Origin of the sequence: Vibrio sp. 10N.286.52.C3 (genome assembly GCF_041468865.1) — a bacterium.
In the GTDB taxonomy this organism is placed as follows: domain Bacteria; phylum Pseudomonadota; class Gammaproteobacteria; order Enterobacterales; family Vibrionaceae; genus Vibrio; species Vibrio crassostreae_C.
Genome location: NZ_JBFRJM010000028.1, coordinates 108,596 through 134,132 on the forward strand (window position 1 = coordinate 108,596; position 25,537 = coordinate 134,132).

The window sequence follows — 25,537 nt, forward strand, 5'->3', positions numbered from 1 at the left end:
ATTGGAGATTATTATTTGTCGCTGACGATGATGTACAAATCAGGTCTGTGCCAGTTGGATTGAATAATAAGTAAAACAAAGTCACAGACTTGTCGCAGTTAATGAAATTCCGTGGAACGGTTCAATTAAACCCAAACCTCCCCCCTCTAGCTCCCCCTCAAATGGAGTTCACCGATCTCATTAGATATACGTCCGAGGGGGAGAACATTCTTTGGCGCTGCACATGTAGCGATCTGTATTCAGTTCCTCCCCTTTCCCGCTACCAACAAGAAATTGGAGATGTAAACCAAGGGGAGGTTAGGAGGGGATTATAGGTCAAGTCTCATATGCATCTGATTCACAAGCAATAACGCAACTTGTTACAATACCCATAATTAAAAGATGGTCTTATTTCGCTATACTCCGCGCCTAATTCCAGAAACAGACCTAATACCAATGAATATCTTTAAAGCCTTAGCTCTTTCTATAACGCTATTTTTAGTTGGCTGTGCATCTGGTTCAGCAATATTAGTCGGTGAAGCCAGAGACCCAATTACACCTCAAGAGGTTACGCTTTATCTTGAAGCGCCTGAGAACTATGAAAAAATAGCTTTGGTTGATGCATCTAGTGATGCAGGTGTAACGAAACAAGGCTCTATCGACTATGCAATCGAAGAGTTAAAAAATCAGGCGGCTAAATTAGGAGCTAATGGGGTCTTACTTCAAGAGACAGGAAGCAACAACTCTGTAGTTTTGGGAGGTGTTGGCACAGACTACCAGTACTTAATCCCTGTTTCAGAACAGACGGTGAATGGAATAGCGATCTACACAGAGTAGTTAATATTGTCCAAGTCAGTTGCTTCGACAGTTCAAACAAAAAGGCCTCGCACACGCGAGGCCTTGTTTTATCTAAGTTTCAACGAACGATCACCGAAGCAATTTACGATGGTAAAACCACATCAACTCGAGAGCCATTCATCCAATACTTTGATGAATTTAGGATTAATGAGATAACCGATAGAAGCATGGGGATTGCTTTTTCCGTTGCGAATATTGAGGTTATAAACTGGGTGAATATCTTTCATTCCACCGGGTATCAGATCCAGCTTGAGCATATCTTTAAAGTCATTTCTAATTTTGCTGTCATGAGAGATAAAATCATCTTCTGCCGATATGTTTATCCATTGCTGAATGTTTAACGGGTACTTCTTCTCATCTTTCAAGCGGCTCCCCTTTAGCCTTTCTTTTACGTTTTCATCTCCTAACGGTGACCCGAGCGTAAGCAATAAGTTGACCTTCTTATCCGCACCATAGTCGTGTCTATACTCTCCGTAATGAGACAATTTCCATAACACGTCATAGCTGATCATCGACCCGAGACTGTGCGATACAATCATCACGTCATCTTTATCATCAAGCGCTTCCTTTAGTTCAACCATTAGCCTATGCCTGACATCGCTACCAAAATAGGTATCTTCATTCCAATAGTTCGCCATATCTGGCGCGACCTTCGTTATCAGTGTCTCAGCCACACCTAGCTTTCCAAATAGTGACGAAAAAGTATCTGCTAACGCCTCTTTCAGAAAACCAATTTTAGATACCTTGTTATACGTTGTTTTATTGAACTGGCTTGTCTTGTACTTTTTGAGTTCAGACAACGCTTGTTGTCGACTTGCAGGATCTTCCGTTGGTTTGTCTAACAATGTATTTGATAGCTCACCGTAATAGACAAACCGTTTATCGACATCTTTAAAAGCTTGTAATGAAATTGAGTGTCCACAATCTCGCTGCAAGCCATGCTCTATAGCCTCATACCAGAGTGCTTGAAGGTGAGCTTTATCGGGCTTTTGAGCGCGACCATGAATGAATATTATTTTCTTAGCCATAGCAGGACGTCCTAAACACATAGTTAAAATTATTATCAGTAGAAAGCACCACTAGATTCGGTCACCCCTTACCAATAACAGTGGTGCTAATTACGTTTCTAGGGGTGGTGATAGACCATTTATATAACTATGAGGTACTCGTTTAAGGACCATAAACGAGTGAACGATGTGATCATTACTCGCAAATTGAAATGAATGTAGCTAACAAAATCTCCAACTAACAAAAAGCCCCGCAATCGCGAGGCCTTAGTTTTATTTATCTACAGTTACCATTATCCTTTATTAACTACGGCGCACTACTTCACTGACTTAATCGCTTTCATCAACGTTACGTTGAACTGCTGTGGTTGTTCTAGCATTGGGAAGTGGCCTGAGTCTTCAATGTAGTAAATGGTGTAATCCTTAATGTGTTTCTTGTTCACTTCTGAATCCGTTGGCCATAGGCGAGCGTTAACCAATATTACTGGCACATTCACGCTCTCATACACGCGGTGGGCTTCGCCTGTTACGTATTGGCCTAGATAATGGCGGAACTGGTTTATCGCGATAGCTGGCGGTGCTGATGCCATGTCTTGCGTTACCCAGTAAAGTAAATCCGTGTCTACGCCTTTTGGTAGCGAGTCTTTCACGAACATAGTAATGCCCGCTTGGAAGTCTGCTTCAAACGGTTTGGTCATTGCATCTAGGTCGCTTTGTGAAACCGCAAGTGCAACGTTTTGCGATGTGTCTACACCAATAATACCCTTAACTCTTTTCGGCATCAGTTTAGCGGCTTCTGCAATCACACCACCGGCCATGGAATGCCCAACTAAGATGACGGATTCGAGTTGTTCTTTCTCGATTACGGCTTTGATGTCTTCAGCAAACGCAACCATGGTGTACTCTTCACGGTTGAACGACGAGTTACCGTGCCCAGCTAAGTCCATGGTGATTACTTGGTACTGCTTTGAAAACTCACTCACTTGGTTTTGCCAAAGCCTACTGTCTAAGCTCCAACCGTGGATGAAGATCAACACTGTCTCCCCACTCCCACTTTTGCCATACGCAATTTGCTCACCATCGTGAGATATCGCAATACCGTAATTAACTTTTGAATCATGAGCCATGGCACTCACGCTACTAAGCGTCATGAATATCAAGAGTGTGATGTTTAGTATTAAACGTTTCATAGTGTCTCTCTACTTACTTTGGAGGGAACGCAGAAAGCGCCCCTCTCAATCAATGTAGCCACTATAAAGTGTGAAGCTGTAGACGGGTCAATAGTGATTTAGATAAAGATCAACTCTCTGCTGGTGACTTAACCAACTAATTTCTGCATCAAAGCGATTTAGTTAAAGGTTGTAAAAACAAAAGCTACCCAATGGTAGCTTTTGTTTTATCTATTACTTAACACGACTCGCTCATACTCCGCACGAAGTTTGATATACGGTTCACGTTGAAGTAGACGGTTGTCGGTTAGCTCAATGATATGAGCATCTTGCTTGTACGTAGACAAGGCTTCGTTATCCATTGCGCACAAGATTACTTGATAGCCTGTTGGAATGTTCTCACTTACTACGCCCATTACTTGCTCATATCTGTGCTTTGCTTGTTCCTGCTGGTTCGGTGTATCAATAACAAATGGAGCAAGCTGGCAATGATTCGCATTGTCTATCTGGCGCAGAACGGCTAACTGGTAGGCTAATATGCCTCGTGTTCCTTCAGCAGCTCCTCCACCGAGGATCTTCTTGTAATCCATTGGAGCTTTGACACCATCAAGGTTCACACCTGTAGCAGATAATGTATTAATGCTTTCAACTAAATTACCTAGAAACAACTCATTGAGTTCCTTCTTCTGTTGTATGCTGAGAAGTTGTCCTTGCTCCTTTTTGATATCGCTCTGCTTTTCCTTTGCCTGCTGGGACTGAAGCTGATAGTTCTCAACTTTTTGAATGACGTTATTATTTAAGTTCTTTTGTGATACTGCATGAAGTACCTGCTCAAATACCTTCAGCTCCTCACATTTATTCTTTGGAGCTTCCTCATTTAAGTACTTTTCATTAATTCGTTCGATTTCAGAGGAAACAAAACTAAGCTCTTCAACAAGCTCTTTTCGTTGTTGATATTTATCTTTGAGGTTAACCTCAATGCTATTTGCTTGCTGCTCTAAAGCTTCTTTGTCAGCTAAAAGACCCGCTCGACTAAGAAGCGAATTATCATGTTCAACACCACATAAAGGACATTCTAGAGAGTCTGACGGTACATTCTCTACTGCGAAAGTATAATCTTCATCAAGCTCCCTTGCTGAAGTACTAGCGATAAGGTGTTGTTGTTCTAAATCATAGATTTCATTGACTAGTGTTGATTGTTTCTTAAACAGTTCAGATTGGCGAGCGGAAAAGGATGTTAGTTCTTCTTCAATCTCTAGCTGGATAGATTCAAACTCTTCTTGAGAAACAGCAATAGTCTGTTCAGGAGCTGCTTCGTCAAATACGTTGATTGCTTCTGTAATACGGTTTACTTGCTGGTTTGCTTCTACTTCAATGGCCTTTTGTTCAAACTTATCCTCTTCAAGCACAAAATGATCGTTGGATAAATAGCCGCAAAAATACTTAATAAGGGTAGATTTGAAATTGCTGTATTGACCAAGCCCTTCAAATCCACCCCATGGTTGATCCCAACTCTTCTTTTGGTCAATGTAGAATGGTAGGAAATAAAAAGCTGGAGGTGGGCATTCTAGTCCTCCCTGTCTGTTTGACAGCATAAGATCAAAACCGACTTCTTCTGCAAAATCTTGTGCAAATTGACCTGTTATTTTCGAATATTTCTGCAACGCTTCGTCTTTGCGACCAAAATATATTCCATCGACATAGCGGCTACAGATGTACTCTGTTTGGTTAATTTTAAAATACAAGATGGCTTTAACGTCATTTGACTTCCAGTCTTTGTCAAAGTGAGGGTCACAGCCTAAAGCCCAGAAAAGGTTCTTTACTAGTGTTGATTTACCAATACTATTGTCGTTTCCGGTAACGAGATTGAGTCTCTTCGGAAACATGAACTGATTCGCCAGTTTTTTCGAATCGGACAGTAGAACTAGACGTTGAAATTGCAAGCCTTTCATTTTTGTGTTTCCTAAGGTTTCTAATCAATAATTTGTAATTTTTTTGCATTATTAAGCCTTTAATAAGCAGTAGATGACTTCAAGCAATAGCCGGTCTTGATCGGTCACCTTTCTGAGCAAGCCATCAATTGTTGCTTGTTGAACGAGGGCATTTATATGACTCGCGTCATCGCTAAATTGACTTGCATCTACTTTGTTGTTGGAAGTTCTAAATGACTCTGTGAGCTCTATATCCAACGCGCTCATAAAACCGGCGCGGCTTAGAGCAATTCTTGCAAAATCACGTTTTAAAGTCCGTTTTTGTCTAGAATCGAAATCCAATTCACCTGCTAGGTCATTAAATTCATTTTTCAGATCATCGATACCTGAATAACTGGAGTGCATCGTGATTACTTTATGGACATTGGTAGAAGTTAATGATTTCTTTTCTATCAGCCGTTCCCAGTCTTTGTAGTCATATTCTAATCGACTCAATCGCCCCATCTCATCAATAACAGCTCGGTAGATTTCCACTGGGTTGCTATACGCTCCAGGGAATAAATTGTTCACCAAATAAGCAAAGCGTGACACTACGTAGTCTTCTTGATTTTTCAGTTGAATTTCAGGGACAATAAAATGTAGGTGCTCGGGCATCAAAAGAATATTGAGCTCTTTATGAATTGCTTGCGTTAAATGTGCTAGTTCTACACTATCAATATCACCAGTCTTAATAATGTCTAGCTTAAGGCCTTTATCTATTCCCAAGCTAAAACCACTTGATGACACTAATCCTATAGTCGTGATTCGGTCTTCATACTGAGTATCAATACAAGAGCTGAGAAGCTTAGCCAAAACAGAACTCTTTAGTGTGTTGTTCGCTCCTCTAGCTCTGCTAGTTAATGATCCTGATGTGTATGGCTTTCCTACATTTTTCACTTGATAAAACTCAAATCGAGCTGCTTCAGCTTCTAATGAGTTCGCTATTACAACATCTTCGTGGTGCTCGACGAAAACAGCGTATTCTTCTTTCTGCTTATGTTTATCAATAATTGCACATAATGCCCAATGAACTTGAAAACCATATTTTCCAGACGTACTTGCCCCTGCTGATTCTCTTTGAGCTTCTGCAAGTGGATTATCTACCATATGACCTATTACCAACTAAAAAATGATTTGTACTTTTTAAAAGTATGCCAGCATACAGTATACTTTCGATATCATTCTATCTTGTTGAACTAGCTCATAAATTTAAACTCAGACCATTAAAGAACAAAATGAGTCCACTGGATTATTTTCTTAATCTATTGCTTAAAGCGTGCGTGATAACTCATAAGTGTCCAATTGCGAGTTATCCCCTTCTCATTACCGTCTGTGATCACCAAGCGATTCTGTCGTACCTTAATTACCAAGCGACTTTGTCATTACAATAACTACCGAGGGATTTTGACGGGACTGAATTAGCGTACTTTTTAAAGTAATCAAATAAGCTTTAAAGGGTGCTAAGGATGTTCTACATGGATTCAAAATCACAGTTTACTGTCGATATCATTAGCAAGGTCATTGATGGTAAAATGACTATCAATAGTGCAGCCCAATTACTGCAAAAATCACGGAGAACCGTTGAACGTTACTTGAGCCGCTATCGCAAGGAAGGCATTCGGTTCGTGATTCACGGTAATACTGGTCGTGCTCCCATCAATAAAATCCCTGAGGCACTCAAGAAAGAGGTCCAAGCCCTCATTCAAACCAAGTACTACGACTTTAATCTTCAACATCTATCAGAGCTTTTGAGTAAAAATGAAGGGCTGTCGATTAAGCGTGAAACGTTACGTTCTTGGGCGCATGATATTCACCACGTGAAGCGCTCTAAACGACGTAGAAGTCGAGTGAGAAAGTATCGAGAGCGTATGCCGTCGCCTGGGCTTATGCTGCAAATGGATGGTAGCCCTCATCGTTGGTTTGGTGATGAAAAGTCTTGTTTGATTGCCATTATTGATGATGCTACCAGTGATATTCATGCGCAGTTCTTCCCGTCAGAGACCACTGAGGGCTGCATGAAGGTGATGCGAGCTTATATTGAAAAGCGAGGCATATTCAAAACCCTTTACGTGGATAGAGCGGGGATCTTTGGTGGGCCGAAACGCAGCAACTTCTCGCAAATGCAGCGAGCTTGTGAGGAACTCGGTATTGAAATTATCTTCGCCAACTCACCTCAAGGTAAGGGGCGTATAGAGCGCTCCTTCGATACCTTCCAAGATAGGTTGGTGCCTGAACTTCGATTGCACAACATCACCGATATGGAGAGTGCGAATCGATACTTACAAGAGGAGTTTATCCCAAAATACTGGATGAATAATGTGATGGTTCAGGCGACTAACTCGAGCTCTGCTTTCAAGTCGTTGCCACCAGACCTAGACCTTAACAGCATCTGCGTACAGAAAGAATATCGAACGATACGACGTGACCACACGTTTAGCTTTGATAGCAAAATGTACGTTATCGATTCGCCAGTACGTTACTCCATAGAGAACCAAAAAGTAGAAATCCGATGTCAGTTCGATGGCACCTTCTCAGCTTACTTCGGTCATCGACGGTTAGATATCACTGAGTTAGTTGAACCGCGTAAATGTCATGAGTATGGTAAAGAGGTGCAGCGCAAAATAGAAGCTCTGGAGTTGGTCGCGGAGCTTGGTAGTGTCTCTAAAGCCGCTCGGATCTTAGGTTGTTCACGCCAAACCTTATATACCTATCAGCAAATAATGGAAGAGGAAGGGCCTCTCGGTCTTAAGCGAATCAATAAGCCACTGAAACGCAGTAAAAACGCAATCCCAGAGAGTACCGAAGACAGGATTATCGAGTTGACGTTGCTCAACCCGCACAATACGTCGATACAAGTGATGAAGCTACTCAAACAAGAGAACATTACCGTGAGTATCAGTACCATCCAGACTATCTGGAAAAGAGAGAAGCTCAATACTCGAGAGATGAGAATCAAACAATCCCAATCGATGAATATCGATGTGTGAGGCAGTCGAACGATATGACTACTAGAATATAAAGGCATGACAGAATCGGTTGGTACTTACCCCGTCACGTTCCCTCAGTAATGACACCCTTCTCATTACCGTCCCAAAACAAAAAGGCCTCGCAATGCGAGGCCTTTGATTTTTCTATCTATCAGAAGAGATTAGTCGCGAAGTGCAGCGCCGAATTTCTCTGAGATTGAAGCTACGATAGCATCTACTGAACCAGCGATGTCTGCATCTTCAAGTGTGCGCTCTACAGACTGTAGGCTAAGTGCGATTGCTAGGCTCTTCTTACCTTCTTCAACGCCTTGACCAACGTATACGTCGAACAGTTTAGCGCCTGTTAGGAATTCGCCACCAGCAGCGATACACGCTTCTACGATGTCGCCAGAAGCGACTGCTTCGTCAACAACTACTGCGATATCACGACGGTTTGCAGGGAACTTAGATACGGCTACTGCTTCTGGAAGCACGCGAGTGTTGATAGCTGCCCATTCGATTTCGAATACGATAGTACGGCCGTTAAGACCAAACTTACGCTCTAGTTCTGGGTGAACAGTACCAATGATACCCACTTCTTTACCATCTACTACGATAGCCGCAGTTTGACCTGGGTGAAGTGCTGGGTGCTTAGCTGCTTTGAAGCTGTATGCGATTTCGTTTGCAGAAAGCTCAAGAACGGCTTCTAGGTCACCTTTAAGATCGAAGAAATCTACAGTGTTAGTTGCAATGTCCCAGTGCTCTTCGCCACGAGTACCAGAGATAACGCCCGCAAGCATCATTTCTTGGCGCATGCCGTTTTCAGCCGTTGCTTCAGGGATGAAACGTAGGCCTGATTCGAATAGACGAACGCGAGACTGTTGACGCTTCTGGTTGTGAACAACTGTGTTTAGTAGACCTTGGATTAGGCCAAGACGCATTGCTGACATATCCGCAGAGATTGGGAATGGCAGGATTAGCGGCTCAACACCAGGTACAACAAGTTTTTGCTGCTCTGGTTCTACGAAGCTGTATGTGATTGCTTCGTGGTAGCCACGGTCTACAAGAAGGTCACGAACGCGCTTAAGCGGTTGGTCAGCTTCTTTGTGGTCATTCATTTTAAGTGCCGCTTTAGGCGCTTGGTTTGGAATGTTATCGTAACCGTAGATACGACCTACTTCTTCAATTAGGTCTTGCTCGATTGCGATATCAAAACGCCAAGATGGAGACGTTGCCGTCCAGCCAGCGTCTGTCGTTTCAACGTTACAACCTAGGCGAGTAAGAATTTCCACTACGTCTGTAGATGGGATTTCGTGACCTAGTAGGCTATCTAGCTTAGCGCGACGTAGAGCAACTACGTTTGCTTTAGGAAGATCAGCTTCAGATTCGCTGCCGTTTACTGGCGCAACTTCACCACCACAGATTTCAACTAGAAGCTGTGTTGCACGCTCCATAGCTGCTGCTTGTAGCGTTGAATCAACACCACGTTCGAAACGTAGAGAAGAATCAGTGTGAAGGCCGTAAGCACGCGCGCGACCACGGATGTGATCCGGTGCGAAAAATGCAGCTTCAAGAAGTACGTCTGTTGTTTCAGTTGTTACACCCGACTCTTCACCACCAAAGATACCAGCGATTGCTAGTGCTTTGTTGTGGTCAGCGATAACAAGTGTGTTGCTGTTTAGTTCAGCTTCGTTGCCATCTAGAAGTGTTAGCTTTTCGCCCTGCTCTGCTAGACGAACCACGATACCGCCTTCGATCTTAGCTAGATCAAATGCGTGCATTGGTTGGCCTTGCTCTAGCATCACGTAGTTTGTGATGTCTACAACTGGGTCGATTGAACGGATACCACAACGGCGCAGTTTTTCTTGCATCCAGATTGGAGATTCCGCTTTCACGTTTACGTTCTTAACCACACGGCCAAGGTAACGTGGACAAGCATCAGTTGCTTTGATTTCAACAGATACTGTGTCTTCAATGCTTGTTGCAACAGTTTCAACTGCTGGCTCTGTAACGTCTGCGCGGTTTAGTACGCCAACTTCACGAGCAAGGCCACGGATGCTGAAGCAGTCTGCGCGGTTTGCTGTTAGGTCTACGTCGATAGTTACGTCGTTAAGCTCAAGAAGCTCACGTACGTCCATGCCTAGCGTTGTGCCTTCTGGTAGCTCAAGGATGCCGTCAGACTCTACGTCGATACCTAGCTCAGAGAAAGAACAAAGCATGCCGTGCGATGGAACGCCACGTAGTTTTGCTTTCTTGATTTTGAAGTTACCAGGCAGTACTGCGCCAACTGTTGCTACTGCTACAGTTAGGCCAAGACGACAGTTAGATGCACCACATACGATGTCTAACAGCTCTTCTTCGCCGATATCAATTTTAGTTACTTGTAGTTTGTCTGCGTCTGGGTGCTGACCGCACTCAACCACTTTACCTACTTTAACGCCGGTGAATTCACCAGCAACAGGTTCTACATCGTCAACTTCCAAACCAGCCATAGTGATTTGGTGAGCTAGCTCTTCGCTGTTAATTGCAGGTTTAACCCACTCGCGTAGCCAAGATTCACTGAATTTCATAGTTTCGACTGCCCCGGATTACTTGAATTGTTTAAGGAAACGAAGGTCGTTCTCGAAGAACGCACGAAGGTCATTTACGCCGTAACGAAGCATCGTTAGACGCTCTACACCCATACCGAATGCAAAACCAGAGTATTTCTCAGGGTCGATGCCAACAGAGCGAAGTACGTTAGGGTGAACCATGCCACAGCCTAGAACTTCTAGCCATTTGCCATCTTTACGTTTCACGTCAACTTCAGCTGAAGGCTCTGTGAACGGGAAGAATGAAGGACGGAAACGCACTTCAACTTCTTCTTCAAAGAAGTTACAAAGGAAATCGTTAAGAATGCCTTTAAGTTGTGCGAAGTTTACGTTCTCATCAACTAACATACCTTCCACTTGGTGGAACATTGGCGTGTGAGTTTGATCGTAGTCGTTACGGTAAACACGACCCGGAGCAATGAAGCGGAATGGCGGTTTGCCGTTTTCCATCGTACGGATTTGAACACCAGAAGTGTGCGTACGTAGCATTAGATCAGGGTTGAAGAAGAAAGTATCGTGATCAGTACGAGCTGGGTGATCGTCTGCGATGTTTAGTGCATCAAAGTTGTGGAATGCATCTTCGATCTCAGGGCCAGACTCAGTGCTAAAGCCAAGCTCACCAAAGAACTGTTCGATACGCTCAACAGTGCGAGTAACTGGGTGAAGACCACCGTTCTCAATGCGACGACCTGGTAGGCTCACATCGATAGTTTCTTCAGCTAGTTTCGCTTCAAGCTCTGCACGTTGTAGTGCGTCTTTGCGAGCTGCGATCGCTTGTTGAACAGCACCTTTCGCTTTGTTGATCTCTTGACCAGCAGTGCGACGCTCTTCAGGTGGAAGTTTACCTAGGCTTTGTAGTTGAAGAGTTAGTTCACCCTTCTTACCTAAATACTGAACTCGCACTTCATCAAGTGCGACTAACGAATCTGCTGTATCAATAGCAGTCGTTGCATTAGCAATGATCTCTTCTAGATGTTGCATCATTTCCTCATCTACCAGTTGGTAGTGTCCGTATCGGATGATTAGTTTTTTAGATAGCTACACATAGTAATCAAACACGCAACCAATGCCAAATTGAATCGCTAAAAGAACAAGTTATTGCCTAAAAACACGGCAAATTTAACAGGATATTAATGAGGAGTAGGAAGAAGTGGAACAATTACAGGTTCCACTTCTTAATTTGGAAATGACCTGAAGGCTAGATCTGAATAGAACAAACGCTGTTCTTCCCTGCGTTTTTTGCTAAATAGACGGACTCATCAGCGGCTTTAACCAACTCATTCATGGTTTCGAATTCTTGGGTCATTTCAGCGACACCGACACTAATACTGCCAATCCAAACTTGATGACTGGTTTCAACCTCTAATTCAGACACTTTCTGTCGAGCGGTTTCCGCGATGTACATCCCACCTTTAAGGTCGGTGTTTGGGCAAATAACCAAGAACTCATCGCCACCTAACCGGCAAACAATATCATCATTACGGAACGTGTTTTTCAGTTCACGCGAGAGGGTTTGTAGCACCAAGTCGCCTGCATCATGGCCGCTGGTGTCATTAATGCGCTTGAAGTGGTCGGCATCAATCATAATACACACTAAAGGCATGCCCAGTTCTTTGGAGTCTTGCCAATGCAGCGCTAACTGTTTAAAAGCACTACGACGGTTATGCAAATTAGTAAGAGAGTCGGTTAATGACAGTTCTTCAAGTCTCTTATTCGCTCGTTTTAATTCTGCCGTACGTTCCTCAACTTTATCTTCGAGTAACTGGTTGAAGCGTAACAACTGTTTGTTTCGTTCAGAGACTTGTTCAAACAGGCCGTTAAGCGCAGCCAACAGCGGGACAGTCGCAGAATCTTGCTGCTTTTCTTCCGCTTCAAAGGCTTGCAGAGGTGTCGCGCCCTCTTCTATCGCGGTCATTTGTCGCGCCATGTTTTGGTCGATGCCGAGGATGTGGTAAGCAAGCCAGTGGATCAATAAATCAAGTAACTGCCGTGCTGACGACTGATCTTCTTCCATGATGAAAGCTTGCATACTGTAGATATCTTGCATAAATACACGATGCACTTTGATATGCTCTTCAATGTGTCGCTCATACACACCGCAATCTCTCATCAAAGATTCTTCTTCTTTAAAGTGAAATTCGGCATAGCATGTGAGATCGAGTAAAGCGACGTTTATGTCGTCGATAGAGATAGTGTTCTCTGACAACAGATTTCCGTAGTGGTTGATAATACCAACAAGATATTGATGCTGTTCATCTACAACACCAATGCCTGTTTCAAAGTTTTTATCCCAATTAAATGAATTCATAAATCCCTTAAGGCCGATACCACCAGCACGATTTACATGCATATTCGGAGGTTATAGATACTGAAAAAATATAACCATTTTACCTGTAGGTTTATTCGATTGTTTGATCCACTTTATAAAAAGACGACTTTGAACATTCTAAATATGGCTCATCTTAAATTTGAGACGTCCCCCCCAACAGGAACGCCCCACGAAGCTAACACTAGAAATAATATTCCAACGCCATCTCAACAAAGTCATCCTTGCGTGCGAAGAACAACAAGTCCTCTGGGGTTTCGTTCTCAAACAGCCATGCGTTTAATCGCCACTTGAGATTGTTGTTGATGCGGCTTGAGGCTTCCAGCTTTGCACTGTAGACATCGCTGTTATCTAAGTCTTGTGTGATGCCTGTAAGCACTTCGGTTCCGTCTTCATCATTCAAGGCGAAACGGGCGCCAAGGAACACATCGTTTTGGCCGATTGTTTGGGCATTGTTGCCTCGGCTGTCATACAAGTATTCCGCAATGAAGCCGATGTCCCAATACGATTCAAGCGCTCCAACCCAAGTGTATTCAAAGCCTGTGACTACGCCTGTGTGGTTGTCGTAGCTGTCGCGATAAATGCTTTCTAGCTTCCATAACCAGTCTCCGATAATGCCTTGCACATCCAATCCGAAGTGTTGCATTTGGGCGTAGTATGGCTTGAGTTGATTGCCTTCCACACGGTAATAAGGGTCGCGGTTTGTGCCACCTAAATAACTTAAACCGACATCCCAATCACCGTACATTTGGCTGTAACGCAATGCCACATCAACGTGTTTTTCTTCTCGTGAAGATTCGTAAAGCGCATCGTCCGATACTAGCACGGTTGGCCTTAATCGACCGTCTTCGCCTGCGAAGGTACGCTCACGAAAATACGGCAGTAACATGGCGTCTATGGTGCCCCACTCTTTTATCGAGGTGAAGTGCACCATAGGCTGACCTAACTTGGATTCGCCATCGACCGATTCAATGGCATCGGTCTGGTTTACCACATCCACTAAATGCGCCGATTCGGTTACGCCCCAAAATACCTTTCCAACACCCGCTCGCAGTTCGTAATCATCCCAATAGGTTAAATACAAGGCTTCGCGAATATCACCATGAGTTCGTTCATCGTCTTCACTGTCTAGGCGATAAAACGGGGTGAAGGTAATGCTGCCGTTGCCCTCTTGTTGCTCCCAGTAAAACTCTGGCTGCAACACCAGTGAGCTTTGTCCTTTGTCTTGCCCTTGTAAGCCGTCGCTAAAGAACTGCCTATGTTCAAGGTTAACCTGCCCTGCTAGCTCCGGGGTGACCTGTTCTACGAACTCAAAGCTAAAGCCTGCCGCCACACAAGGCAACGACACCTGCATAAGCCCGACGGTCGCCGCCAAGGTTAAGGATAATTGGGTTCCTGTTGCCACAATCCTTTTCATATTCCTGCCTTATTTCGCACGTTTTAGTGTGTTCTTTTGGAAATCCTTGTCTTTAAGACCGGTCTGGAACACTAAATCTGTCGTGGTTAATACGGTGCTTTTGCCTGTTTGATGGTTTTGCATCGCCATGGTGTGTGCGCGCCAGTATTGGTTTAGGTACTGTTTGTAGTCTTGGAACGATAGAGTTTTAAGCAGTGCGCCTTTGCGGTCGTAAAACTCGACTTTCATTGGGCGGTAGTGCTGTTGGTCTAGCCATACCTTTTGCATGGTGTAGCCTGAGTTTTTATCGGTCGGTACTTGCTCTAAAACAAAGGTGTCTACGCCTTCCAGTTTCGCGTCTTCAATGTAGTTGAAGGTGTACTTTTCAAGTTCAAACGAGCTTAAGTCCTCATACGCAAATTCACTGCCCATAAACGGGCCAGATTTGTTGCGTGAAGAGATGCGTTTTACACGCTTGAGTGCAGGAAGATACAACCACTGGTCATCGGATTTGGTGATTAGCGAATGGTTTAGGAAAGCCGTGCCTTTTACGTCGCGTGGTTCATCAAAAATGGTTAAGCCTTTGTCGCCATCGTCATCGACTTCCAAAGATTTCAATCGCATCAGACGTGTACTGCTTTCGCCCTGCTTGTTGCGAAGTAGCATTTCCATGGTTGCGACAGAATCGCCCCACCCGACATCGGCGGCTTTGCGTTGTTCGGCAATTTCTAAGCCTTTCGCTGGGTCTGCTAATGCTGGGAAAGCGGCGAATGTGCTCAGTGCCAACGAGCTAACAGTAAGTAATGTAGTAGCGAATGTTTGTTTAACGCTTTTCATAAATATCTCCTTGAGTCAGCCCACCGCAGCAGGCCGACGTTTCCTTATTTGGTCGAAGTAGTCAGTTCGGCTGTCGATCTAGGCTGCGACTTGGTATCTGGCTTTGATTCGTGCTGAGTTTTAGCTGAATAGTGGGTCTGTTTGTCGAAGATCATCAGTAAGCTTGGTAGCAAGATGAAATCGACCACCAGCGCAATGAAAATCACAATCGCACTGAGTAAGCCCATGTCGGAGTTGAGTCTGAAGCTCGACATCGCCAGTACAGAGAAACCGGCCACTAGCACAACAGTGGTGATCCACAAAGCGCGACCTACGGTGTGGAAAGCGTATCGAACCGCTTCTTCTGCTGATTTCCCTTCGATTCTTGCGCGCTGGTATTTACTCAAGAAGTGCACCGCATCATCAACCACGATACCCAACGTGAGCGTGACCACGACTGACAAACCGAGGTTGATTTCACCTGAGATAAGCGCCCATAAACCAAAGCCAATGATCGCAGGCGCAATGTTGGGCACTAGGCTGATCATGCCTAAGCGAACCGAGCGCAATGCAAAGATCATCAAGCCAGAGATAAGCACTAGGGTGATAGGCAAAGTTGATAGCATGCTCGCCATGTTGGTTTCGCCAATATGAGCAAACATCAGTGACGGGCTCGAAGCCACCACTTCATATTGCGGTGCATTGGCTGCAAACCATGAGTAAATGCGCTCTTCGAGTTCGACTAGCTCAACGCTGCCAAGGTTATCGACGGTGAGTACCATTTTGATCGATGATTTATCGACGTTGATCTGGTTGTTCAAGTCCAAGCCGTACGGCAGAGACATTTCGTAAAGCAGCAGATATTGCGCGGCAAGTTCACGGTTCAGCGGTAGCTTGTAGTAGCTGTCGTCGTCGGCATGCATATTCTTGTTCAAACGCATGTAAACATCAGAAAGCGTGGCGACATGGTCGGTTTCTGGTTGAACACGTAGCCACTCAGTAAAGTCACCAATCGCTTGCAAGAACACAGGATCAGCAATCGCTTGAGACTCGTTAGTTTTCACTGCGATACTGAGGGTTGTCATGCCGCTGACGGTCTCTTCCATGAAGTCGGCCGCTTGTCTGAATTCACTTGAGGTATCGAAATACTTCACCGATTCATCGTTGACTTTGTTGAGCGGAATTAACGCGGCAGCGCCAACAATCACTAGCGTAGAAATCGGCAGCAGTGCTTTACGGTTAGTTACGACAAAATCGCCCAGCTTATCCATGAAGGTGACTTTGTCTGCCGCCTTAGGGTTGGCAGGTAGACGTTTGACTGGCAGCAGTTTTAGCAACGCTGGCAACATAGTCACAGACAAGAAGCACGCAATAAGTACACCCAGTGCCGATAAGTTACCGAAATCACGCAGCACTGGTGAGTCCGACATGTTCATCATCAGGAAACCAATCGCAGTGGTCACCGAGGTGATCAGAATCGGCATCGCATTGAGCTTGATGCTGTATTGAATGGCTTGTGCTTTCTCCATACCGCGCTGCATCGCTTGTCTCATGGTCACAATCACGTGAACACAATCGGCCACCGCCAAAGTTAAAACCAAGGTTGGCACATTCACGGTTGCGGTACTCAAGAACATCCCTGCCCAACCAGACAATCCCATGGTGGCAACAATCGAAGAGATGATCACAATGAGCGTCGCCACCACACTAAAGAACGAGCGCAGCATAAAGGTCAGGAACACCAGTACCACCAACAGCATTAAGGGAACGAGCGTTGAGCTGTCTTCTTGAGCCGAAGTCATAAATGCGTTGTTCATGGCTATGATGCCCGCTTTATGGAATTCGACATTAGGATACTGAGCTTGGTACTTGCCGATCATGGTATTGATTGCCGCAATCACCTCTTGCACTTCTGCGGTTTTGTCCACTTCTGGCAGTTGCACGGTGACGTTCACAATCGTCACATCGCCAGAGGCCGACACCAAGGCATTCTTAAGCAACGGCTCGTTAAGGGCGATCTGTTTTACTTTGGCGATGCGTTCTGGTGTGTGTTCGTACTCTTCATACAGCAAGTCTTCTACCAAAAGATCATCTTCAATGGCTTCGGTGTGCTGATAATTAGCAAGGGAATCGACACGGCTTGAATACGGGATCTGCCACGCATCAACCGTGAGATTTTGAATCAGGGTGAGAGTTTCAGGGGTGAAGACATTGCCATCTTCAGGTGCGACAACAATCGCAAGGTTGTCGGTTTTTGCAAAGGTGGTTTGGATTTCATCGAACGCCATCAACTGCTTGTTGGTGCCTTCGAAGAAGATGTTGTAGTCCCCTCTAAAGTAGAGGTTCTTAGCCCCTAATGCAGAGAGAATGATGATTGAAAACACCACCAGCAGAACGATAAACGAACGCTTGGTAGGTATTGAGTGCCAACTGTTTAGATCTGTGTTTGCGCTATCAGCATTAGGGTTATCTCGGTTTTGCTGATCGAACGTGGGCTTCTGGCTGTCATGTTTCATCACAGTCTCCATTTGTGACGATTCGTCATATTTGTGTCATAAAAAGCCAGCCGAAGCTGACAAAAGACACAATGCTTAGTCAAACACTCAAGAAAACAGCAACCACAGTCGGTCAGTCTCAAGTTTGTGACGAATCGTCAAAAATGGTTATTAATAAACCCACATGTGTGGGCTTAACGGAAGCTATCGACCTACAGACTCTAAGTAAGCGATCTCTTCACTGAACAGTTCTTGTTCTACACGACGCCAAGTTTTGCGGTAATCCCAGTCACTAGAAAGGGGCTGCCAATTGAGGCCGTCTAGAATCATGTTCGCGTTGTGTAATACTGAATACGGGTCTTGTAACCGCTTAATACAATGACTGTTTGATGCATTCTGTGACAAAGCATTTGAACCAAATGCGATTGACCAGTTAGCAAAAACGATGGCATCTGAGCCAACGCCAGAAGAGAACTTTAGGTCACCCGCTTCTACCGCTTGGTTAACCATAGAGTCGCATTGTTCAATCACCAACTCTTCCAGTTCATTCATCTCGGCGACGCGTGCACTAGACGCTTTCTCTAGTACCCACGGGCTTTTAGCCATGATCGCACAGGTTGATAGTACCGGTTCCATGCGAGCATAGATTCGGTAAGCAACGTGCAATGCGACGATCTTTTCACGTGTGTTGCCTTCAAACTCTCCAGAGCGAGCAAACATCATTGCTTCTGTCTTGAGAGAGTGAATACATAACGCTAAAACGACGTCTTCTTTGCTGCAAAAGTGATTGTATATCGTACCTTTAGAATAAGAGCTCGCTGCCGTTAGCTTGTCCATCGTGAGGTTTCCGAACCCTTGTTCTCGAACCAGATCTTTTGCTAACAACATCAACTCTACTTCTCGGTCTGCAATAGACTGCTGCTTTTTAGACAACACGCCTTTGCAACCAAAGATACCTTGTTTATCGCCTTTACAACCAAAGCCAAACATAATTTTTTAGTCCGTATATGAGCTTAGCCGTTATCTAAGCTTCGCCAGTATTTAAAACACTCCTATCCAATATATTAACACGAATAGTAAATTCATGTAGTTAACCATTTTGTGACGCTTCGTCATTTCTGACTTATCGTCATAATAGCGCAAGTATTGATCATATCAAGGGGTTTTATAAATTAAATACATTTTGTGAATGGAAAGAGAATAAATGGGATATAGCTAAGAAAATCATCAATAGTTAACCTAAAGAGAAGACTTTAAAAGAAGACCTGTATTGTGACCAACAGAATGTGGACGCGAATTGGGCATTCTTAACCTAACAAAGAATGTAGGCACTTTAAGCTGCTATGCGTATTCATGCCCAATGATTCCTAGCTTAAACCACAAGAATGAATGACTGTAGGCTTACTTTATGGGGCAGACGTCTCCTTATGGTCAATATTTGGCTTACTAATGCCGTTTTCTGTTAAGTTGCTATAAATTCGGTAAGGGGTGACTTACAATAGTGACAACGACTTACCTTTTTTGAGAACACGATATTGAGCGCCAAATATTCTTATTTAGCTTGGCAAGTGAATACTTCTAGCCCTGCAGAAAAGCTGGTTTTATTGATGCTTGCAGACGGTGCTGACGAATTCGGCTACACCAATGTGTGCCTACAAACAGCAGGTCAACTTTGTGCTCTCTCTACGTTTGGTTTAGCCGACTGTCTTAAGTGTTTAGTCGACCAAGGTTTTCTCGATAAGGTAAAAGTAGATTATCGGGATAAAAAAGAGATTCACGTTTTCAAAATGCTCATTGAGCAAGAGCAAACTGCGGCGCACGTTGAGGTTCAACCGACCAATAGTATTCCGGTCTACTCTACGGCACCTGCACCTGCACCTGCACCTGCACCTGCACCTGCACCTAAGTTTCAGCCTGCTCCGGTACCAATGCAACATATGCAGCAGGCCCCTCGCCCACAAGGTCGAGGCTCAATGAACAGCAACACCGTCTCTACTCATGATCTCAACGAAGAAGAGATACCATCATGGGCAGAACGTGCGTTTAAATTCTCCGGTTTGACCGGTGACCATAGTTTAGTATGGAAGAAATTTGTCCTCTGGTATAAAGCCAAAGCCAATGAATTAATGCCATTATCTCGGATTGAATCCAAGCTGCAGTACTGGCTAGTTAACGAGAAGCAAAATGAAAGACAACAACAGCAGAAGACCTCTCAATATTCAGGAAATGCAGGACAAGCTCAAGGAAATGGGTATAGACAAAAGCTTAGCCCATCTGAACGCTTCAGGCAGCAGCTCATTCAAAAAGGCAAAAAGCCAACCTTCTGAGCCAGCTCAACCTGTTGTACCTGACGCTACAGGTCCATTAGTACCTGAAGTGATTGAAGCGCAAAGTACCGAAGTGAAAGTAGCGGCTGCACAAGCTGCGGATTCTGGTGCGTCTCAACAAGTACCTGTTGTTGATCAAGATCCTGCAGAGCTGGAACTAACCGATTGGTGTATTCACGTGTTCGGCTCTTTCTTGAGCGTGTACGAAACGCAGTGGGAATATCAGTACGGTAGTGAGCCAAGCGGTAAGTTCATTGAGTTTGCCAACTCTGTTGATTCAGACGGCCTTAACCGCGTTTTAATGCACTGCCACGAACGTATTCAGCTTGGCAACAGCTGGCCGCCGCAAATGGGTGAGCTGTGGATCTTGAAAGATTCTTTAACTGAAGAAGAGTTGCTGGATAGCCGTATCCGTGTGTTGTCTCGCACCGCTGCCAACAAAATTGAAAAATGGCTGATTCAGAACAAACTGTATGACTTGAAGCGTACGGCTGAAAACAAGCTGGATGGTCTGTTTAAGAAGTACTACTTGGAAGCAAAACGTTTAGATGAGAAAGGCATGCTGGAAACGGAGTTGCCGCAATTCCTGCTTGCCGCTAACTCAGTAAAGAACCTAAACGATTTAAAACGTGAAGAGTACGAAAGCCAGCACGGCAAAGCGATTAACCCAAGAATCCAGCGTATTCTGAACAGTAAAAAGTAACCGTCTACCCGCTGCCTGTTAGAAGAAAACAGAGTTGCAATTACCCGGTTAACAGATACAAAAATGCCAGCTATCAAGCTGGCATTTTTTATGAATTCTAACGAACTCTTTAACGACTATCCGACCGTTATTTACGATCGTTTTACTGATTGATTACAGTAGGTGAATAGTTGCGTTTAGAGAGAAAACGCCTGCGTCGTCATCTTTCATTTTGAAGTTTTGGTAGCTAGCGCCTACAGATAGTGGACCGAAGATGAAGTATTCAGCGCCTACAGCGTACATTACGTCTACATCGTCTTGCTTGAAGTTATCGCCTTTCACTTCGTATGAGTGAAGACCACCCTTCGCGTATACGTGAAGAGGACCGAAGTCGATGCTTGGTTTGATCGCTAGGTAAGCAGTGCTTACGTCAACACCTTGTTTAGCACGGTTGCCGTAGCTAACGTTGTCGAAAGAACCTAGATCCCAGTAACCCGCTTCAACACCGATTAGTGGAAGGATACCTGTACCTACGTGGATGCCCACCGCGTTTTCATCTTCACCAGCGAATGAGTTTTGACCACCCATTACACCGCCGTACAACCAAGAATCAGCCATTGCTGTTGAAGATGCACCTAGTAGTGCTAGTGCCAATAACGTTTTTTTCATATTCGACCTTTTTCGTCCTAGTGGCAGGCCTTGAGTGGTAATAAATTGCCACCAAGTCGCCCTGTATGTAATAACTATTCAATTAGTAATGCAATAAGCAAGATTTATACCCAAACCTTGCCATTGCGTCTAGCTTTATTCCTTTAGCAAGCATCAATCGCGTTTTTAACACGCTTATCTGATACTGGGTAAGGCGTACCGAGCTGCTGTGCGAAGAAGCTTACACGAAGCTCTTCTATCATCCAACGCACCTCTTTTACATTTTCTGGAACCGCGATCCCTTTTGGAATTTTATTCAGCAGTTCTTTGTAATCATTCATTACTGACTCAACTTTGATCATGTGAAGACGATCTTTGTTCGGGTCAATTGGCAGTTTTTCCATGCGGCGTTCAATCGCTCTCATATAGCGTAGAATATCCGGCAAGCGTTTCCACCCACATTCTGTGGCAAAACCCTTAAAAATCAAACCTTCTACTTGAGCTTTTATGTCAGAAAGTGCGAATGCCATAGAAAGATCCACGCGTCCTTTCAGCTTTTTACTGATGCTGAATGCCGTGGTTAGGATGGTTTCAACCTGTTGAGCAATCTCTACTACGGTATCACCCAGCTCTGCACGTACGTGTTCTTTCAGAGCTTCAAACTGCTCTGGTTCCCAAACCAAACCGCCCTTCTCTTCAATCAGCTTATCAATACCACAAGCGATACAGTCATCGATAAGATCGAGTACCTGTCCGTATGGGTTGAAGTACAAGCCAAGTTTCGATTTGTTCGGCAGGTTCGAGTGCAAGTATTTGATCGGTGATGGCACGTTCAACAAGATTAAACGACGCTGACCCGATTTCATTGCCGAGATTTGCTCTTGCTCGGTTTCGAACAGTTTGATCTCTACGCTGTCTTTGGTATCCACCAGCGCAGGGAAGGCTTTAACATCGTAGCCACCACGTTTCTGTTGGTAGACTTTTGGTAATTCACCAAAGCTCCACGTGTGCAGGTTCTGCTGCTCGATATCGTCGTCTGCCACTTTAGAAAGCGTTTCTTGAACCTTGTCTTTCAGGCTCTCTTTCAACTCATGCAGATCTTTCTGTTCTTTCAGCTTACGCTTGCGATGATCTACAGCGCGGAATGTTACCTTTAAGTGCTCTGGAATCTGGTCTAACTTCCAGTCATCACGTACCACTTCCACACCCGTCATGCGGCGTAGCTCTTTCTCAAGAGAATCCAGTAACGGTGCTTCAAGCGGTGTCACACGTGCCAAGAATGCATCTGCGTAGTTTGGCGCAGGTACAAAGTTACGGCGTAGCGTTTTAGGTAACGACTTAATCAAGCTAATTACTAGCTCTTGACGTAGACCCGGGATCTGCCAATCAAAACCGTTCTGGTCGATCTGGTTCAAGATAGGCAGCGGAATGTGTACCGTTACACCATCGTTATCGTCGCCCGGCTCAAATTGGTAACTCAGCTTGAGCTTGATACCGTTTTGGTGCCAGAAGTTCGGGTAATCCAAATCAGTAACGTGGCTAGCATCGCCTCGGAACAGCATCGACTTTTCAAAGTTAAGCAGCTCAGGAGTTTTCTGACTGGTCTTCTTCCACCACGTATCAAAATGACGGCCTGACACTGCCTCTTCGCCAACACGTTGATCATAGAAGTCGAACAGTTCATCATCATCGATCAAGATGTCACGACGACGCGATTTATGCTCTAGCTCTTCGACTTCTTGTAGAAGCTTACGGTTCTGCTTGAAGAAAGCGTGTTTGGTTTCCCACTCACCTTCTACTAATGCACTACGTACAAACAACTCACGGCTGACGGTGGCATCAATCGCGCCGTAGTTCACAAGGCGCTTAGGTACGATTGGGATTCCGTAAAGCATCACTTTTTCGTGTGCCATTACCGCCGCTTGTTTCTTCGACCAATGTGGTTCGCTGTAACTGCGTTTAATCAGGTGTTTCGCTAGCGGTTCAATCCATTCAGGTTGAATCTTCGCGATAACACGGCCCCAAAGTTTTGAGGTTTCTACCAGCTCCGCAGACATGATCCACTTAGGCTGTTTCTTAAATAGGCCAGACGCAGGGAAGATGTGGAAGCGTGCATTACGTGCACCTTGATACTCATTCTTCTCTTGGTCTTTCATACCGATGTGCGAAAGCAGACCTGATAGCAGTGACATGTGAATGCCATCGTAGCTGCCCGGTTCTGTATTCAACTTAGTATCTAGCTCACGCATTGCTTGGTGAATTTGGAAGTACACATCTTGCCATTCACGGATACGTAAATAGTTGAGGTAATCTTGCTTACACTGTTTGCGGAACTGGTTACTCGACAATGCTTTTTGCTGCTGCTTGATGTAATCCCATAAGTTCACAAACGTGATGAAGTCAGACTCTTTATCGAAGAAACGCTTGTGCTTGTCATCAGACGATTGTTGCTTATCTGATGGACGCTCACGCGGATCTTGAATCGACAACGCAGACGCGATCACCATCACTTCGTGTAGGCATCGGTTACGTGGCGCTTCAATTACCATACGCGCTAAACGTGGATCGATAGGCAGTTTTGCCAGCTTACGACCAATCGCGGTTAGCTTCTTCTTGTCGTCGCCGTGGTTCTTGTTTTTGTTCGCTGACGGTTCAACGGTGGCGATCGCACCAAGCTCTTCAAGCAGCCTTACACCGTCTTGAATGTTGCGCTTATCGGGCGCTTCAACAAATGGGAACGCTTGAATATCGCCTAGGCCTAGCGCTGTCATCTGAAGGATAACCGATGCTAGGTTAGTACGAAGAATCTCTGGGTCAGTAAACTCTGGGCGTGACTCGAAATCTTCCTCAGAGTACAAACGAATACAGATACCTTCTGCAACACGACCACAACGACCTTTACGCTGGTTTGCACTCGCTTGAGACACTGGCTCAATCGGTAGACGTTGTACTTTAGTACGGTAGCTGTAGCGGCTGATACGCGCCGTACCCGGGTCGATAACATACTTGATGCCCGGTACGGTTAACGAGGTTTCTGCCACGTTAGTTGCCAGCACGATGCGTCGACCAGTATGAGACTGGAAGATACGGTTCTGCTCACCCGCCGATAGACGCGCGTAAAGCGGGACAATTTCGGTATCACGAAGGTTGCGTTTACTTAATGCATCTGCGGTATCACGAATTTCTCGCTCACCGTTCATGAAGATCAAGATATCGCCAAGGCCTTCATCACACAGCTCATCAACGGCTTCAAAGATGCCTTCGATTTGGTCGCGGTCTGAATCACTTTCATCACCACCTAATGGGCGGTAACGCGTATCAACTGGGTAAGTACGACCAGACACTTCAATGATCGGTGCATTGTTAAAGTGCTTAGAGAAACGCTCTGGATCGATGGTTGCCGACGTGATGATCACTTTCAGATCAGGACGCTTTGGCAGTAACTCTTTCAGGTAACCCATGATGAAATCGATGTTCAGGCTACGTTCGTGCGCTTCATCGATAATGATGGTGTCGTACTGATTTAAGAAACGGTCGTGTTGAATCTCCGCCAGTAGAATACCGTCGGTCATCAGTTTGATTTGGGTATTGTCAGAAATCTGGTCGTTGAATCGAACCTTATAACCAACGAACTCACCCAGCTGTGTTTCCATCTCTTCAGCAATACGGTTCGCAACCGAACGCGCCGCAAGACGACGAGGCTGAGTGTGACCAATTAAGCCAAAGCGGCCGCGGCCAAGCTCAGAACAGATTTTCGGTAACTGAGTGGTTTTACCCGAACCCGTTTCACCCGCCACGATAACCACTTGGTTTTCAGCGATGGCTTTCGCGATGTCTTCGCGCTTTTGGCTAACCGGGAGAATTTCTGGGTATTCAATCGTTGGTTTCTGTGCCGCACGCTGAGTTGCCGTCATCATCGACTTAGCAATGTCTAACGCAATCTCATCAAAGACAGCGTGCTTAGCTTGTTCGTTCTTAATTTTGCTCGCACCAGCAATTCGCTTATTCAAACGGAAGCGATCGCGCATCATACATTCGTTGAGCGCTTTACGAAGAGAGGCTGGGCTATTCTGAGATGATTTGTTGTTTGTCGCTGATTGATCAGCTTTTTTGGTATTTGATTGTTCAGCAGACTTTTTCGATGCCGCTTGGTTTGGCTTGGCTTTGCTCTGTGAAGAACTTGGCTGTGCTGCATTCTTGTTGTTATCTGCTTTTTCCGGAGACGAAGTCAAAGCGTGTCCTATTCTTGTACTTATTAAACTCGCGCGATTATATCACAAGTCTCAAACAAAAAAGCCTGACAGCAA

General features: G+C 44.9%; 17 protein-coding genes. 4 read left to right on the plus strand and 13 right to left on the minus strand.

Translation table 11 applies throughout. The features are described 5' to 3' along the window. The first annotated feature begins 435 nt into the window (after positions 1–435). Positions 436–816: a hypothetical protein gene (locus tag AB4138_RS11535; protein ID WP_372306125.1), complete on the plus strand. Its 381-nt coding sequence runs from the start codon at positions 436–438 to the stop codon at positions 814–816. Positions 817–938: 122 nt separating this feature from the next. Here the strand turns inward: AB4138_RS11535 and AB4138_RS11540 are convergent, their stop codons facing one another. The 4 genes from AB4138_RS11540 to AB4138_RS11555 all read right to left on the minus strand — a co-directional run bounded on the left by AB4138_RS11540 (position 939) and on the right by AB4138_RS11555 (position 6,090). Further along, on the minus strand, positions 939–1,865 hold the full coding sequence (locus AB4138_RS11540) for a hypothetical protein (protein ID WP_372306127.1): 927 nt from the start codon (positions 1,863–1,865) through the stop codon (positions 939–941). Between the two features lie 296 nt (positions 1,866–2,161). Continuing rightward, positions 2,162–3,034, minus strand: coding sequence for an alpha/beta fold hydrolase (locus AB4138_RS11545; RefSeq protein WP_372306130.1), 873 nt, complete (start codon positions 3,032–3,034; stop codon positions 2,162–2,164). A 206-nt stretch (positions 3,035–3,240) separates the two neighbouring features. Continuing rightward, positions 3,241–4,965, minus strand: a complete 1,725-nt coding sequence (locus tag AB4138_RS11550; RefSeq protein WP_017077908.1) for a hypothetical protein — start codon at positions 4,963–4,965, stop codon at positions 3,241–3,243. 51 nt (positions 4,966–5,016) lie between these two features. Further along, a complete protein-coding gene (locus AB4138_RS11555; protein ID WP_017077907.1) occupies positions 5,017–6,090 on the minus strand; it encodes a DUF4297 domain-containing protein in 1,074 nt (357 codons plus the stop codon). A 359-nt stretch (positions 6,091–6,449) separates the two neighbouring features. Between AB4138_RS11555 and AB4138_RS11560 the strand changes: the two genes are divergently transcribed. Further along, positions 6,450–7,970, plus strand: coding sequence for an ISNCY family transposase (locus tag AB4138_RS11560; RefSeq protein WP_108167488.1), 1,521 nt, complete (start codon positions 6,450–6,452; stop codon positions 7,968–7,970). Between the two features lie 161 nt (positions 7,971–8,131). On the opposite strand, the gene pheT is transcribed toward AB4138_RS11560, so the two are convergent. The 7 genes from pheT to AB4138_RS11595 form a co-directional block, all read right to left on the minus strand. Then, complete coding sequence (pheT, locus tag AB4138_RS11565; RefSeq protein ID WP_372306133.1) at positions 8,132–10,519, minus strand: phenylalanine--tRNA ligase subunit beta; 2,388 nt, start codon at positions 10,517–10,519, stop codon at positions 8,132–8,134. Positions 10,520–10,537: 18 nt separating this feature from the next. After that, positions 10,538–11,521 carry a phenylalanine--tRNA ligase subunit alpha gene (pheS, locus tag AB4138_RS11570; RefSeq protein ID WP_004734764.1) on the minus strand — a complete coding sequence of 328 codons (984 nt, stop codon included), beginning with the start codon at positions 11,519–11,521 and terminating at the stop codon, positions 10,538–10,540. A 217-nt stretch (positions 11,522–11,738) separates the two neighbouring features. Beyond that, entirely contained in the window at positions 11,739–12,848 is a 1,110-nt protein-coding gene (locus tag AB4138_RS11575; protein ID WP_372112966.1) for a GGDEF domain-containing protein, read from the minus strand. Positions 12,849–13,050: 202 nt separating this feature from the next. Next, entirely contained in the window at positions 13,051–14,283 is a 1,233-nt protein-coding gene (locus AB4138_RS11580) for a hypothetical protein (protein WP_372306135.1), read from the minus strand. 9 nt (positions 14,284–14,292) lie between these two features. Next, a complete protein-coding gene (locus AB4138_RS11585; protein WP_372306138.1) occupies positions 14,293–15,099 on the minus strand; it encodes an outer membrane lipoprotein-sorting protein in 807 nt (268 codons plus the stop codon). A 44-nt stretch (positions 15,100–15,143) separates the two neighbouring features. After that, the gene (locus AB4138_RS11590; protein WP_240700408.1) at positions 15,144–17,606 is read right to left on the minus strand and encodes an RND family transporter; all 2,463 of its coding nucleotides are present in this window, start codon (positions 17,604–17,606) and stop codon (positions 15,144–15,146) included. A 171-nt stretch (positions 17,607–17,777) separates the two neighbouring features. Then, on the minus strand, positions 17,778–18,563 hold the full coding sequence (locus AB4138_RS11595; protein WP_004741595.1) for a TetR/AcrR family transcriptional regulator: 786 nt from the start codon (positions 18,561–18,563) through the stop codon (positions 17,778–17,780). A gap of 545 nt (positions 18,564–19,108) precedes the next feature. On the opposite strand from AB4138_RS11595, the gene AB4138_RS11600 reads away from it, so the two are divergent. Then, positions 19,109–19,900, plus strand: coding sequence for a hypothetical protein (locus tag AB4138_RS11600; protein WP_372306141.1), 792 nt, complete (start codon positions 19,109–19,111; stop codon positions 19,898–19,900). Beyond that, positions 19,821–20,603 (plus strand): hypothetical protein, encoded by a 783-nt coding sequence (locus tag AB4138_RS11605; protein ID WP_136974838.1) that lies wholly within the window; start codon positions 19,821–19,823, stop codon positions 20,601–20,603. Before AB4138_RS11600 ends, AB4138_RS11605 begins: the two co-directional genes overlap by 80 nt. A gap of 153 nt (positions 20,604–20,756) precedes the next feature. Here the strand turns inward: AB4138_RS11605 and AB4138_RS11610 are convergent, their stop codons facing one another. Both AB4138_RS11610 and hrpA read right to left on the minus strand, forming a co-directional pair. After that, positions 20,757–21,251 carry an outer membrane beta-barrel protein gene (locus AB4138_RS11610; protein WP_274134781.1) on the minus strand — a complete coding sequence of 165 codons (495 nt, stop codon included), beginning with the start codon at positions 21,249–21,251 and terminating at the stop codon, positions 20,757–20,759. Positions 21,252–21,394: 143 nt separating this feature from the next. After that, the gene (gene hrpA, locus AB4138_RS11615; RefSeq protein ID WP_372306144.1) at positions 21,395–25,462 is read right to left on the minus strand and encodes an ATP-dependent RNA helicase HrpA; all 4,068 of its coding nucleotides are present in this window, start codon (positions 25,460–25,462) and stop codon (positions 21,395–21,397) included. Positions 25,463–25,537: the final 75 nt, after the last annotated feature.

Excerpts from the sequence above, each read along its gene's own strand:
- AB4138_RS11575 (WP_372112966.1), bottom strand. The coding sequence starts at position 12,848 with ATGAATTCATTTAATTGGGATAAAAACTTTGAAACAGGCATTGGTGTT.
- pheS (WP_004734764.1), bottom strand. The coding sequence starts at position 11,521 with ATGCAACATCTAGAAGAGATCATTGCTAATGCAACGACTGCTATTGAT.
- AB4138_RS11610 (WP_274134781.1), bottom strand. The coding sequence starts at position 21,251 with ATGAAAAAAACGTTATTGGCACTAGCACTACTAGGTGCATCTTCAACA.
- AB4138_RS11555 (WP_017077907.1), bottom strand. The coding sequence starts at position 6,090 with ATGGTAGATAATCCACTTGCAGAAGCTCAAAGAGAATCAGCAGGGGCA.
- AB4138_RS11535 (WP_372306125.1), top strand. The coding sequence starts at position 436 with ATGAATATCTTTAAAGCCTTAGCTCTTTCTATAACGCTATTTTTAGTT.
- AB4138_RS11545 (WP_372306130.1), bottom strand. The coding sequence starts at position 3,034 with ATGAAACGTTTAATACTAAACATCACACTCTTGATATTCATGACGCTT.
- AB4138_RS11550 (WP_017077908.1), bottom strand. The coding sequence starts at position 4,965 with ATGAAAGGCTTGCAATTTCAACGTCTAGTTCTACTGTCCGATTCGAAA.
- AB4138_RS11605 (WP_136974838.1), top strand. The coding sequence starts at position 19,821 with ATGGGTATAGACAAAAGCTTAGCCCATCTGAACGCTTCAGGCAGCAGC.
- pheT (WP_372306133.1), bottom strand. The coding sequence starts at position 10,519 with ATGAAATTCAGTGAATCTTGGCTACGCGAGTGGGTTAAACCTGCAATT.
- AB4138_RS11560 (WP_108167488.1), top strand. The coding sequence starts at position 6,450 with ATGTTCTACATGGATTCAAAATCACAGTTTACTGTCGATATCATTAGC.
- AB4138_RS11585 (WP_372306138.1), bottom strand. The coding sequence starts at position 15,099 with ATGAAAAGCGTTAAACAAACATTCGCTACTACATTACTTACTGTTAGC.
- AB4138_RS11540 (WP_372306127.1), bottom strand. The coding sequence starts at position 1,865 with ATGGCTAAGAAAATAATATTCATTCATGGTCGCGCTCAAAAGCCCGAT.
- AB4138_RS11580 (WP_372306135.1), bottom strand. The coding sequence starts at position 14,283 with ATGAAAAGGATTGTGGCAACAGGAACCCAATTATCCTTAACCTTGGCG.
- AB4138_RS11595 (WP_004741595.1), bottom strand. The coding sequence starts at position 18,563 with ATGTTTGGCTTTGGTTGTAAAGGCGATAAACAAGGTATCTTTGGTTGC.
- AB4138_RS11590 (WP_240700408.1), bottom strand. The coding sequence starts at position 17,606 with ATGGAGACTGTGATGAAACATGACAGCCAGAAGCCCACGTTCGATCAG.